Genomic DNA, 13,693 nt, shown 5'->3' with positions numbered 1-13,693 from the left:
CTACTCCATACTTGTAGGTGCTACAAGTCCTTGAGTTACCAAAATAATTGCGCCTCCCAAAATACCTAATCCAGTTATTGTTGTTAAAATAGCACCTCCCACTTTATCAGCAATAAAACCAAATAATATTCTACTCGCTGACCCAATAAGTGGCCCATAAAAAGCATAAACTAATGGGTCTGGTGCATTTGGAAAATCACCATATAAAAATTTAATCATTAACGGGAAAGCCGCAGCCAAACCAGCAAAAGTTCCAAAAGTCATCATGTAAGTAACAGTACAATACCAAGTATGTTTGTTTCCAAAAATATCCAATTGTTCTTTAATGGACGCTTTCATTGGGATACTTCTTAGGTAAAACCAACTCACGATAGACATGATCAATAAAAAAGGAATGTACCAAAAGGCAGCCGATTGGATGTACATATTTGTATTCACAACCGCTTTATTTCCTTCTTGAATCTCATTCAATATTTTCTCAGCTACTTTTGGATTAGCATTCGCAAGTACTTTTGCTCTTACGTTTACTGGTAATGAAATAAACAAAACCACTTTATCTGAAGAATTTACTGCAGTACTCACTGAGTCTATTACTTTTTTCTTCACATTAGACAAGATAGCGGTTTGCGTTTTATCTTCTAATGCAGCAAAAACTTGTTGTTGTTTTTCAATACTTGCGTTTTCAATCACCACCTTAGTTTCTTTGGCGTCAATTTTTGTAAATATTGAAGGTGCGCCATAAAGCGCTACACTCAAAACCATCGGCGTTACAAATTGCGCTAATGAAACTCCAAAATTCCCAATACCGGCTTGAAGTCCTAGTGCTGTACCTTTCAATCTTTTAGGAAAGAATAAACTTGTACTTGGCATATAGGACGAGAAATCTCCTCCACCAAAACCAGTTGAAAAAGCTAAAATTATAAACACCCAGAAAGGAGTTTGCGGATTCATAACCGCAAAACCAATTCCTATTATTGGGAACACCTTTAAAATCGTGGCAAAAGTAACCACATGACGCGTTCCAAAAATTGGCAATATAAAAGTATGTATGATTCGTAATAAACCAGCAGCTAAACCAGGTACGGCAGCCAACCAGAAAAGTTGATCTTTTGTATAAGTGAATCCAAGCCCTGGTAATTTTACCACCAGAACACTCATGATAAACCAAGAGGCAAATGATAAAATAAGTGTTAATGTAGTTATAGTTAAGGTTTTCCAGGCAATTTTACTCCCTGTTTCATTCCAGAATTTTTCATCTTCTGGTTCCCATTTGTCTAGCCAAGTCTTCATATGTATTTATTTTTGGGTTTATATTGGTGATACGTAATTCGCATAATCGTTATGCTTACTTCATATCTCGATTTTTTAAGTGTAAAAACTATTTTTAGTGATTGATGTGTTCAATATCTCTAGTAAACCCTGGTGTTTTCTTTCTCATGATATTAATAATGGTTTTGTGCATCCAAATCAAACATGCGGTAGAAATCACAAAAATAAAGAGCCAGGAACTCGTCCAAAGACCTGTAAAATTCAACAGGTAACTAAATATAATTGGTCCAAAAAAACCTCCTAATCCTCCGATTAATCCAACCATTCCACCCACAACACCTACTTCATTTGGAAAATATTCTGGGATGTGTTTGTAAACTGCCGCTTTACCAATTCCCCACGAAATCCCTATAAGTACAACTAGGATAACGTACACCCACATATTGGCTGCAAATTTGATTTGTGTAACGCCCTTGGCTAATAATTCTTTCTTGTTAACGGCCTGATTTTCTTTTACTACAATTTCTTGCCAAGAGGTTTTAACGGGTAAAATAGACTCGTTAGTTAATGCAGCTTCAACCTTAGGTTTAATCGTGTAATCATTATTATTTAGTACTAATCCAGAAGCGGTAACTTTAGATACGATACCACTATTATTAGCCATTACACCTGGTCCTGAAGTAAAGATCTCCATTTTAGGAAACATCAATAAAAAACTGATTACCATAGTCGAGCCCAATACCCAATACATTACTTTTCTAGCTCCAAATTTATCCGATAGATAGCCTCCAAAAGCTCTGATAACTCCTCCAGGCAAACTGAACATAGTAGCAAACATTCCTCCCATAACTAGCGAAGTATGGTATACATTCATAAACGTAGGAAGCAACCACTGTGAATAAGCGACAAAACAACCAAAAACTAGAAAGTAATAGGCTCCAAAACGCCAAACTCGAACTGATTTTAATGGCATTAAAAGTGTTTTTATATTTTTAGATTCTCCTTCTGGTTTTTTATTTTTAGCGACAAGTATAAAAAGGATTCCAATAACGACCAAGACCACGCCATAAGTTATTGGCAACATTTTCCAACCGTTAATAGGATCACTTTTAGAAAAATTATTTAGTAAGGTTGGTGCTATAAAAGTAGTGATAGCTGCACCTGCATTTCCCATTCCGAATATCCCCAAAGCTCTACCCTGCCAGTTTTGTGGGTACCAAACAGAAGTGTAAGCAATCCCAACAGCAAAACTAGTTCCTACCAATCCAAAAAGAAAACTCAGCACGGCAAAAGTCAAAAAACTATCTGCAAAAGGAAGTAAAAACAACGGAATAGAACATAGAAATAATAAGATCGAAAATATAATTTTACCACCAAATTTATCGGTAAGAATCCCAATAGGAAGGCGGAAAAGAGCCCCTGATAAGATGGGAATTCCTAAAAGCCATCCCACTTCGACAACAGTCCAGTTGAAGATGCCTCTTTCAACTAAAAAAGTAACTAAAACACCGTTTAACGTCCAACAAGCAAAGCAAATCGTAAATGCTAATGTGTTTAGAAATAATATTTTGTGTGATGCTCTTAAACTGCTCATGATAGTCTCGAATTAATTAAAAATTAAAATCGGACAAAAACATCCTTCATTTAATGATGCAAAATTAATAACAAACGAGTCATTAAAACATGATATTTGTCAGCCTAGCTAAATGCTTTTTAAATTACAAAAGAAGATAATTCTATTATTTGATATAAATTACTAACGCTGAATTTAGCCTTTTGACTTTTAAAAAATTCAAGGTTTTAAATAGAATGAAGGCATAAAACCATGCTTAACTTTTTTTGTAGAATATAAACCAGGAATTCCTCTTTTCATCCTTATCCCCCAATTTTTATCATACTTCTATTTTGAGAAAATAGTTTTGGGTTTTGAAATTTCGCATCATCATCCATGCCACCACGCATGGCATGTTTCGATTTTATATTCTGAAAAATAAGAGGCTCAATAGCTCCTCCAGAACGCAACGTTTGCAATAAATCCGTTTCAGAATTGGAGAAAAGACAGTTTTTAAGTTTACCATCGGCGGTTAAACGGATGCGATTGCAACTGCTACAAAAGGGATTAGTAACAGAACTAATCACCGAAAAACTCCCTTTGTAATTCCTTATCTTATGATTCTTGGCGGTATCATGTGGTTTATCTATCAAACGTTTCACTTTTTCAACAGTGTATTGATCATTGACTTGCGAAAGGATTTCGGCATAAGAAACCAGCTTCTCCTTGTTCCATTGATTGCCATCAAAAGGCATAAATTCAATAAACCGAATTTGGATGTTTCGGTCTTTGGTCAATTCAATAAAATCGATAATTTCATTGTCGTTAAATCCTTTCATCACCACTACATTCAGTTTCAACTGGAAACCATTGGCGTCAAGCAACTCCAAGTTTTCATTGAATTTATCAAAATAATTCCTGCGGGTAATCTGGTTGAACTTCTCTTTTTGCAAACTATCAATACTCAGGTTTAAGGTGTGAACACCTGCTTCTTTGAATGTATCTATAAAATCATGAACCAGGATTCCATTAGTAGTCAGTGTGAGTTCTACTCCTAATTTACCAAGACGCAGAATGATATCTTTGGCATCTTTTCGAACCAAAGGCTCTCCACCAGTCAACCTGATTTTATTTACGCCTTGATTGACAAAAGTTTGTGCAATAGTAACAATTTCATCTGCAGTCATCAGATGGGCTTTTGGCGTAAGCGAAATCCCTTCGGCCGGCATACAATACGTACATCTCAAATTACAATTTTCTGTAATTGAAATACGCAAATAGCTGTGTCCGCGACCGTGAGTATCCTGCATTAGAATGTTATTTTCCATGGTTGAATCCTTTTAAAATTTTGAATAAATGCAAAACCGAAGGAAAAACGGCGTCCATTGATTCTCCTGCTCCAGCTGTAGAACCTGGCAAAGCCATAATTAATGTATCTCCTTTAAAACCGACAACGCTTCTGGACAACATCGCATAAGGCGTGCGATCCTGACCGTACGCGCGAATCGCCTCCTCGATACCTGGAATACGGCGGTCTAACAACGGAATCACCGCTTCTGGCGTGACATCTCGATCTGACAATCCTGTTCCTCCAGTCAAGATAACCAAGTCCACATTCTTAGCACATAATTTATTAATGGTGTCCTGAATGTCTAAAACCTCATCCGGAATCACGACATAATTAGAAACACTTAATCCTAAATTTTTGATTTTATCCGAGATTACTTTTCCGGCTCTATCTTCTTTTTTTCCACTAGAAACACTATCCGAACAGACCATTACCGCTACCGATAAGTCCTGAACTTCTTTGTTGCCATAATCTGATTTTCCGCCTTTTTTATGCAATAATTTAATGGTCGAAATCTCCACTTGTTTGTCAATGGGTTTCAGCATATCGTACATCGTTAATGCCACAATCGAAGCACCATGCATGGCCTCAACCTCAACACCTGTCCTATAAATAGCCTTTACGGTAACCTTAATTAAAACCGAATCCTCCAGAAATTCATAATCGATTCCCGTATATTCGATCGGCATAGGATGGCAATCCGGAATAGAATTAGAAGTGTTTTTTACTGCAAAAAGTCCTGCTGTTCTTGCTACTTCTAGCACATCGCCTTTAGGAACTGTTTTATCCAATATCGCCTTCATCGTGTCTGGCGAGCCTACTTTTACAATAGCCTGTGCCGTTGCGGTGCGAAGCGTAATTATTTTATGTGTAATGTCTACCATTTTATTGCTTTTGGTTAATTGTTATTTCGCAAAGATTCACAAAGCTAACACGAAGATTCGCGAAGTTCTTTCTTCTTACTGTCGCTTTAGGCGCTCTACGTAACTTATCTAACTTTTCTTATTTCGCAAAGATTCACAAAGCTAGTACGAAGATTTACAAAGTTATTTCCTTCTTAGTGCATCTCTGAGTTTCTTTGGGTGCCTTTGCGTAACTTATTTTACTTTTCTTATTTCGCAAAGATTTATAAAGCTAACACGAAGATTCACAAAGTTATTTTATTCTTAGTGTATCTCTGAGTTTCTTTGGGTGCCTTTGCGTAACTTATTTTACTTTTCTTATTTCGCAAAGATTCACAAAGCAAACACGAAGATTCACAAAGTTATTTTCTTCTTAGCGTATCTCTGAGTTTCTTTGGGTGGCTTTGTGTAACTTATTTTACTTTAATTTCTTCTTAGCGGATCTCTGAGAATCTCTGTGTGACTTTGCGTAACAACCTAAGAATTCTCTTTCCAAGTATAGGATTCGTCTTCCATTATCTCTTTACCAAAAACAGCGGTCTTTTCTTTGATTTCTTCAACCAAAAACTCCAAGGCTTCATAAACCACTTTTCGCCTTGGTGCCGACACAAAAACAAAAAGGCAAATCTCCCCCGTTTTTACCGTTCCTAGACTATGATAAATATGCAAACATGACAATTCATATTTGGTGAAAGCCGCTTCGCGAATTTCATAAAAAGTCTGTTCAGCCATTTCCTCGTAAGCCGAATATTCGATAGCTACAACCGTTTTCCCATCAATAACATCGGCGCGAACTTGCCCTAAAAAAATATTATGAGCGCCAATAGTAGTTTTACTTTGATGCTTCGCAATAGCATTTCCAATGAAATCTGATGTTATCGCTCCTTGAATGAAAGAACTTTTTTTAGGTTTTGTTGTTGCCATTATATTGGTATTTTTATTTAGTTTCTAAATGTATTTTTATGGATTCAATTCCCTTTTCGAGATGAGAAAGCTTCGTAAATCCTTCTTTTTTTAAATAGTCCAAAGCCAATTGACTTCGTTGTCCGCTTTGACAGAATAAAACAATCTCTTGTTTTTTATCAAACTTTCTGCAGTAGTTTTCCAACTCAGCAAGGGGAACGTTCACCACATTTTGCTCGTTGAATTTCGGTTCTTCGTAGGCTTCTCTAATGTCGATAACTACGCAATGGTCTTGACGACACTTTTCTAAAAAAGTTTCTTGCCTTATTGCCATGACTACTTTATCAGAATCCTTATTTAGAATTAAAAATCCGCTTTTAAGTCCTTTTTCAATTTCTCTAGGATTTTTGGTAAAATCAATTATTTGCGTTTGATACTGCAATGCATCATAAATCAGCAATTTACCTGACAGTACACTTCCTATCTCCAGAATAATCTTTAGTACTTCGGTAGCTTGAAGCGCACCAAGTGTATTTGGTAAAATGCCCAAAACTCCCGAACTAACGCAATTTGGAACAGCATTCAAACCCTCCTTTTGAGGAAATAAACAACGGTAGCTCGGTCCATTTTTATAATTAAAAACCGAAACCTGCCCTTCAAATTTGTAAATTGATGCGTACACAACAGGAACTTTTTTGACTAGTGAAACATCATTAATCAAATAACGAACACTAATCGTATCGGTACAATCTACGATAATCTGATAATCGCCAACTATTTCAATTGCGTTTTTAGTATTAAAAAACTCAGGAAACACCCTAACTTCAACATCGGGATTCAGTTCTTTAATCACGGTAGCGGCTGTTGCTGCTTTGCTCTTTCCGCAATCTTTTAAAGTATATAATAATTGTCGATGCAAATTGGTTTCTTCAACGATGTCACCATCTACAATTCCTATGAAACCCACTCCAGCGGCAGCCAAATTCTGCAAAACGGGACAACCCAAACCACCCGCACCAATTACTAGGACACGAGCGTTCTGTAATTTCTGCTGGCCTTGTTCTCCTATTTCGGGTAGCGCTATTTGTCTGGTATATCGTGTTGAATTTTTCATTATAGAATTTTATTCCCCATTAGGGATTCAGGAATTATCCTCCCGCAAATGGTGGCAAAAATGCAATTACGTCCTGATCTTTTATATTGGTATCCATACCCACCATTGCCTGATTTACAGCAACTGAATAGTTGGTGTTTTGCAATTCTTGATACGCTGATTCCATTTTAGATTTTAAAAAAGCAACTGAAAAATTGGATTCATCCAATACCATTTGTTCCTCTTTTTTCTTAGTGATATCAGCCAGTAAACCAAAATATTTGATATTTATAATCATGATATTATTTTTTGATATTCTTCTTGTGTGTTTATATTTTGCACTTGATCCTTCCATTTTGCGGGAACTACAATGGTTTGGTGCGCCACCTCATCTCGTACGCTTCGCAATCTTAATTGGTCGTTTCTCAGATTTTCTTCAAAAACAGTCACCAGCGATTGGTCATAAATCGCAATCAAAGGATAGCTTTTGTCATTGGCCTGCACTTGCGTCATTAAAAAGGAATTCGAGTGATTTTCGAGAATCCATAGCAACAATTCAGTCGTGACCAAAGGCGCATCCACGCTTAGTACAAAGTTTAATTTTGTTTTGGACTGTTGCAAAGCGGTATAAATTCCGCCCACAGGTCCTTTGTCTTTTATTATATCTTCAATTCGGGTATAACCCAAAAAATCATAGTCGGTATTCGAGGAAACAATAACAATGTTCTCGCCCACAATAGGACTTACAGCTTCACAAATATGGCTGACAAATGGTTTCCCGTTCAAAGGCAACAAACCTTTATCGGTTCCCATGCGTTGGCTTTTACCGCCAGCTAGTATAAATGCTGTTATTGTATTTTTCATGCGGTTACATATAATTTATAAATCGCTATGGAAAGCACTACTGCCAACACATTTCGTAAAACCAGTGTATTGAATTTCTTGCTTCCGTAATAAGCGCCAAAAAAACCACCTATAAAAACAATGGCTATCAATGGCAACGACGATTCTGGAAGCAATCCGCCTTGGAGCAAGAAACCAGAAATTCCAGATATCGAGTTAACAAATATAAACAAGGCCGAAACCGCTGCCGTTTCTTTCATTGTCCCCCAACCTAAAAGAAGGATTACAGGACTCAATATAATACCGCCGCCAATACCTATCAAACCAGACAAAAGTCCGATGAGAGCTCCCACAAATAAGGCTAGGTATATATTTACAGGCGTTATCTCCTCCTTCGTTTTTCCTAATAAACCCAACAACCTCATCACTGCAAAAATTAAGGCTGTCGCCAAAATTATTTTATAATAAAAAGTGGAAACCGTAAGATAGCCGCCCAAAAATGAAAAAGGAACCGAGGTTATTGCAAAAGGATAAAATAAGTTCCATTTGAATTTTTTTTCTCTATAATAAAAGTAAAATGCAATTCCCGAAACCAGAATATTAAGCACTAAAGCAGTTGGTTTCATAAACGTTACTGGAAAAGCAAAAGCACTCATTAATGCCAAATACCCACTTGCTCCTCCATGTCCCACGCTAGCATACAAAAAAGCAACGATAGCTAACAAAAGCAATAACAAAGGGGTATCAAATAAATGGACTGCAGTCATAGGGAATGTTTTTTGAGCTGTTCGTCAAGAAACTCCCAACAGGCTGCATTAATAGATTCGAAAGAGGTTATGAGTGATTCGCCATAAGGAGTTAGTATTGTACCACCGCCTTTGCTTCCACCCACTTGAGTTGCTATCAAAGGGCTGCTTGCCGCTTTATTAGAAACGTCTACTAATTTCCAGGCTTTTTGGTAGGATAGATTCATCGCTTTGGCTGCTTTATTGAGCGAACCCGTTTCGGCAATCAATTTCAATAATTGAACACGGCCTTCACTAATGAGAATGCCTTCCTCTGTTTCTATCCAAATTTTACTCTTTATCTTCAAAACTAAAATACGTTCGTTATACTTTTACAAATATAACGAAAAGAAGTATCAATTATATATGATAAATATCAACTTGTGAACCTTTAACGATTTCGTAATTACCATCAGACACAAAAACGAGACTATTGGCAACCGAAAAAGAGTTCAACATCGAGGAAGCTTGATGCGATAAAATGGTAACAGTATCACCCTCAACATTGGCTTTTAGAAATTGACAACGGCTGTTATTCACGTTAAAATCGTGGCTGATTGTTTTGCGAACGGTTTGATTGTAGTTTGTTGCTTTTCCCGAAAGAATGGTTAACGTAGGCAACACATACACATAAAAACAAGTCAAACAAGCTCCTGGATTGCCCGGTAAAGCAAATACCATTTTATCTTTTAGTCTACCAGCAAATAGAGGTTTGCCTGGTTTTTGATTTACTTTATAAAATAAGGTTTCTACCTCTAGTTCTTTTAAGGCCTGCGCTACAAAATCATAATCTCCTACTGATATTCCGCCGGAAACTAATACCACATCATTTTCGGACAAGGCTTGCTGTATTTTGTTTTTAGTATTTTCGAAATTATCATTTACTTCATAAAGGGTAACAGTATCGTAAAACGCATCTTTTAGCGCCGACTCTAGCATGACACCATTACTTTCATACACTTTTCCGTATTCTAATGGATTTCCGGGTTTCACCAATTCGTTTCCTGTAATCAGAATTCCAATAGCGGGTTTTTGATATACTTTTACTTTGGTAAATCCCAAACCTGCTAGAAACCCAATGGCTGCGGCATTAAGTACCGAACCTTTTTCAAGAGCCAGATCGCCTTTGGTAGTTTGTTCGCCAATTGGTCGGATATTCAAACCTAATTTTGGGTGTTCTTCAAGTTTTAAAATAGTTTCTTTAACAGAAACTTTTTCGATTTGGATCACCGCTGAAGCCGAATCAGGAACTGCTGCGCCTGTAAATATTTTGACTGCTTGACCGGGTAGTAATTTAACTTGGTGGCTATCTCCTGCTTTTATTTCACCTATAATTTCATAATTCAAACTATCGTGAAAGTTGACTGCAAATCCATCCATAGCCGATTGTCGGAACGGGGGCATGTTTATGGGAGAATACAAAGATTGTGACACAACATGTTTACGCGCTTTTGACAAAAGATATTCTACTTCCTTTGGTTCGGGTAGCTTATTTTTTAGTATCGAAAATGCCTCTTGTACTGAAACCATGTTTTAATTTTTTAATTGAATTCAAAAATACGATTCGGAATTGACTTATCAATCGGGTTCTATTTATTAATTGTGATTTTTAGCAATTGCGTAAAAGCGTAGCCTTGTAAATCCTAAAAATGAAAAGCAGCTAAAGTCTAGCGTTATACTTCGGAAAGTTATTGTCGTTACTATTGGTTTTGCGTGAGGGATAGAAGTGAAAAGCCCACAAACAAGTGTAGCGATAGCGAAACTTGTTGAGGACTTGTAACGAATAGCCCGACCCGATTTTTTGGAGGGTCACGCCCAAAATATTTTTTGAATCTTTAGTGGTTAAAAATGAAAAAGACTGTGAAACCAACGCACAGTCTTTTTCGAATTAATAAACCTAAACTTAACTATTTTGTCGCGAATAATCTTGGACTAAATGAAACCATAACCCAAACCCAATTGTTTGTATTGCTTGCGTTTCCTCCTTTTAGTCGCTCTAATGTTGTTGAACCAAACATTTGAGAATATCCTGCCGAAGCTGTAATGTCTTTTTGTAATGCGTAACTTGTTGTAAAGTCAAGTTCTGTGCCTAAATAGCTGTCCATTTTTGCATTAGAAGCATCCAAAACCATATTTGGAGCCGAGAATACATGTGGAATTAAATTAAACTGCCATTTGTTATGCGTGTAATTTAATTTCAAATAGGCATCTTGTAATCCAACGCTATTTATGTGGTTACCTACGTAGAAATAATCCATCAAACCATTGAAACCGTGATTAGTTCCAAAAAGAGGTGTGAATGATTTAAAATCAGTGCTGCTGTCATTTTGGTCCTTTCCAGAAAGGAATTCATACCCCAATCCCGCTTTAAACTTAGCTGTAACAGCATATCCTAAATAAGCACCCGCATTAAAAGCGCTTACCTCTTGACCACTGCTTTTACCTGTTTGTGCATATAAACCTAAGTTTGTGTCCCATTTATTTTCTTTGTAAGAAAGATAAGTTCCAAAGGTTTGTTTGTAATCTACTTTTAAATCGGTTAGTGTTTTTGCATATTCGTAACCCGTATTTAGCAATAACAAACTCATGTTTAATTTACTAAACTCAGTGTGATACCAGGCGTATTGCATGGATTTGTAATTGGTTGTGTACGGCGTGGTTGGCGCTACTAAATTTTCTTTATCGGCATTTAATGCAAACCCTAAGTCCAACTGATTATTTTTTGGATGGAAAGAGATTACTGCAGCATCATGGCTTTGTCCTTGTTGCGCCCAATCAATTTCGCCAAAAATACGCTGGTTGTCGTACGAAATCACCTGACGCCCTAAACGTGCGCTCCAGTTGGTATCAAAATCGTATTGTGCCCAAGCTTCGAAAACTGCAATTGCATTCTTATCAGCGGTAGTAGTCGTAGCTACATCACCCCAAGTACGTATGTTTTGTAGGCTTAATTTGGTTTTTAACTTGTCTTGTTTGAAGTTCAAAATTAAGCGAGAACGTTGAGACACAAATGAGGTCGCGTCCTCCGAATCTTTAATTAAGCTTTTGAATCCATTTCGGTATTCAAAACGAGGTCTAAGTTGTAGACTTGCGTCAAATTCTTGAGCGTAAGAACCTATGCTTATCAATCCAAAGAATGATAAACCAATTATTTTTAATGATTTCATGAGTTGTTTAATTTAGCTTATTCGCTTCTTCAGTAATTTTTTTAATCGTTTCATCCGAGTTTACACCAATGCCTTCTTGTTGAAAGGCCAGTTCACCTTCGGCATTAAAAACACTAATAATGTTGGAATGTGAAAAATCCATCGGTGATATTTTTTTGTAATTTACTGCTAATACTGCAGCAAATTCACGTGTGTTTTCTTCCGTTGAGCGCAAGAATAACCATTGATCACCTTCCATTTTATTTTCGATAGAGAACGCTTTTAATTTTTTAGGAGTGTCAACCTCTGGATCGATACTTACTAATACAAGCTTGACATTTTTCTTAATATTATCTGGTAAATGAGCTTCTATATTTCGCATATCAGCTACTAATCTTGGGCAAGCCGACTTACAAGAAGTGTAAATCATTACCATTACAAGAACTTTTCCTTTTAAATCTACCATCTCGATATTCTTGTTATCTTGAGTAGTCCATTTTGACGGTAAATTATAGATTGATAAATCCGAAATAGGTTTAGCAACTGGTTTTTCAGTTGGATTCTCTCCCGATTTATTTTCTTCCTTTTTCTTATTGCACGATTGAAGCGAAAACAGTAATAGGGCTAAACCTAAAACTAGTTTTAAACTACTACTTAATTGACTATTTGATTTCATTACTTTAAATTTTGAATTGTTTTCGGAACGGTTATTTATCCTTAGCGCAACGGAAACCTAGGTTTTTAGTGGTGTAACTTGCTTTTAAACTTCCTCGAAAAGCATAACGCATAAAAGCGGCATAATTCATCAAATCAGTAGCATTAATAGAGGCGCTTCCGCAAAATAGATTCTTGTCGGTATCCTTATCTTTTCTAGATTCACCAGAAAGAAAAATACTATTGAAGTCTCCAGTCCATTCCCAAACTAATCCATGCATATCATAAACACCCCAGTAATTCTTGAATGTTTCCCCTACAGGATTAGCATACGTATTTGGCTTTTCATACCAAGACATAATGTATTTATTGAAGCTTTCTTTAGTACGCGCATCGATTCTTTTTTCATCGGCCATAGCTACATATTCCCATTCGTCCATGGTAGGCAATCGACCACCTTGACATTCGCAATATTTCTTTGCAGTAAACCAAGAAACATTAGTTACTGGTGCGTTGCCTAAATTTGCTTTTCCGTAATTATAATCACTTGCCCAATGCGAGAGATAGCTTTTATCAGCAAATAGCCCTTTTATTTTAGAACGTGTATTTTCTGGATATTTTTTTAGAAATGCTAAATATTGTGCATTTGTAACAGGATAAACATCAAGGTAAAATGCTTTTACTGCTACTGGTTCTTTACTTGTAGCACCATAGAGGGGAACAAAAGTTCCCCTTTCTATAGCAACCATTTTAACAACTTGAGACCATAGCGATGCTGTTATAAGAAATAAAAATATTGGCAAAAATCGTTTCATATTTGACACGGCAAGTTTCATTTTAGTTGTAATTATTTTCTTTGAGCTTTTACCATTGCTGTTGTAACCACTGTTTTATTGTTACCCCAGCTTGAGTAAACATAAGTCATTACATCTGCTATTTGTTGGTCACTTAAAGCTTGAGCTGGCATGGCACTGTTAAACTTTTTACCATTTACAGTAATTGCACCCGTAAGTCCTTTTACTACGCCTTTAATCGCTCGATTTGCATCTTTATTCAAGTAATCTGATTTAGACAATGGAGGGAAAGCACCAGGAATTCCTAACGCAGTCGCTTGATGACAAGCCACGCAAACCTTATCATAAACTACTTTTCCTTTGGTTGCATTTTGGCTGAATCCTTGTAAAGCCACTGTCAACAT

At 36.6% G+C, this 13,693-nt stretch carries 14 protein-coding genes and 1 pseudogene; all 15 read right to left on the bottom strand.

Translation table 11 applies throughout. The features are described 5' to 3' along the window. A complete protein-coding gene (locus tag BLV35_RS02375; RefSeq protein ID WP_091084196.1) occupies positions 1–1,290 on the bottom strand; it encodes a magnesium transporter MgtE N-terminal domain-containing protein in 1,290 nt (429 codons plus the stop codon). 94 nt (positions 1,291–1,384) lie between these two features. After that, a complete protein-coding gene (locus BLV35_RS02370) occupies positions 1,385–2,863 on the bottom strand; it encodes an MFS transporter (RefSeq protein ID WP_091084193.1) in 1,479 nt (492 codons plus the stop codon). Positions 2,864–3,144: 281 nt separating this feature from the next. After that, positions 3,145–4,149, bottom strand: a complete 1,005-nt coding sequence (moaA, locus tag BLV35_RS02365) for a GTP 3',8-cyclase MoaA (protein ID WP_091084191.1) — start codon at positions 4,147–4,149, stop codon at positions 3,145–3,147. Beyond that, positions 4,139–5,053 carry a bifunctional molybdenum cofactor biosynthesis protein MoaC/MoaB gene (moaCB, locus tag BLV35_RS02360; RefSeq protein WP_091084187.1) on the bottom strand — a complete coding sequence of 305 codons (915 nt, stop codon included), beginning with the start codon at positions 5,051–5,053 and terminating at the stop codon, positions 4,139–4,141. The genes moaA and moaCB overlap by 11 nt, the downstream gene beginning before the upstream one ends. Positions 5,054–5,548: 495 nt before the next feature. After that, on the bottom strand, positions 5,549–5,995 hold the full coding sequence (locus BLV35_RS02355; protein ID WP_091084184.1) for a molybdenum cofactor biosynthesis protein MoaE: 447 nt from the start codon (positions 5,993–5,995) through the stop codon (positions 5,549–5,551). A 13-nt stretch (positions 5,996–6,008) separates the two neighbouring features. Next, positions 6,009–7,088 carry a HesA/MoeB/ThiF family protein gene (locus tag BLV35_RS02350; protein WP_091084180.1) on the bottom strand — a complete coding sequence of 360 codons (1,080 nt, stop codon included), beginning with the start codon at positions 7,086–7,088 and terminating at the stop codon, positions 6,009–6,011. Positions 7,089–7,122: 34 nt separating this feature from the next. After that, positions 7,123–7,365, bottom strand: a complete 243-nt coding sequence (locus BLV35_RS02345; protein ID WP_176980551.1) for a MoaD/ThiS family protein — start codon at positions 7,363–7,365, stop codon at positions 7,123–7,125. Further along, positions 7,362–7,931, bottom strand: coding sequence for a molybdenum cofactor guanylyltransferase (gene mobA / locus BLV35_RS02340; RefSeq protein WP_091084173.1), 570 nt, complete (start codon positions 7,929–7,931; stop codon positions 7,362–7,364). The genes BLV35_RS02345 and mobA overlap by 4 nt, the downstream gene beginning before the upstream one ends. Next, complete coding sequence (locus tag BLV35_RS02335) at positions 7,928–8,677, bottom strand: sulfite exporter TauE/SafE family protein (protein ID WP_091084170.1); 750 nt, start codon at positions 8,675–8,677, stop codon at positions 7,928–7,930. Before BLV35_RS02335 ends, mobA begins: the two co-directional genes overlap by 4 nt. Continuing rightward, the gene (locus BLV35_RS02330) at positions 8,674–9,003 is read right to left on the bottom strand and encodes a winged helix-turn-helix domain-containing protein (protein WP_222617380.1); all 330 of its coding nucleotides are present in this window, start codon (positions 9,001–9,003) and stop codon (positions 8,674–8,676) included. The genes BLV35_RS02335 and BLV35_RS02330 overlap by 4 nt, the downstream gene beginning before the upstream one ends. Before the next feature lie 52 nt (positions 9,004–9,055). Then, positions 9,056–10,225, bottom strand: coding sequence for a molybdopterin molybdotransferase MoeA (locus BLV35_RS02325; RefSeq protein ID WP_091084165.1), 1,170 nt, complete (start codon positions 10,223–10,225; stop codon positions 9,056–9,058). A gap of 377 nt (positions 10,226–10,602) precedes the next feature. Next, entirely contained in the window at positions 10,603–11,862 is a 1,260-nt protein-coding gene (locus BLV35_RS02320; RefSeq protein ID WP_091084163.1) for an alginate export family protein, read from the bottom strand. 7 nt (positions 11,863–11,869) lie between these two features. Next, positions 11,870–12,517, bottom strand: a complete 648-nt coding sequence (locus tag BLV35_RS02315; RefSeq protein ID WP_091084160.1) for an SCO family protein — start codon at positions 12,515–12,517, stop codon at positions 11,870–11,872. A 31-nt stretch (positions 12,518–12,548) separates the two neighbouring features. Further along, positions 12,549–13,310: a formylglycine-generating enzyme family protein gene (locus BLV35_RS02310; protein ID WP_091084158.1), complete on the bottom strand. Its 762-nt coding sequence runs from the start codon at positions 13,308–13,310 to the stop codon at positions 12,549–12,551. Between the two features lie 32 nt (positions 13,311–13,342). After that, positions 13,343–13,666, bottom strand: a pseudogene (locus BLV35_RS02305) (c-type cytochrome); the annotation flags it as partial. Positions 13,667–13,693 lie beyond the last annotated feature (27 nt).

The sequence above is a fragment of the Flavobacterium gillisiae genome (assembly GCF_900107635.1).
GTDB classification, from domain to species: Bacteria; Bacteroidota; Bacteroidia; order Flavobacteriales; family Flavobacteriaceae; genus Flavobacterium; species Flavobacterium gillisiae.
This window is presented reverse-complemented; position numbering and strand designations above follow the sequence as displayed.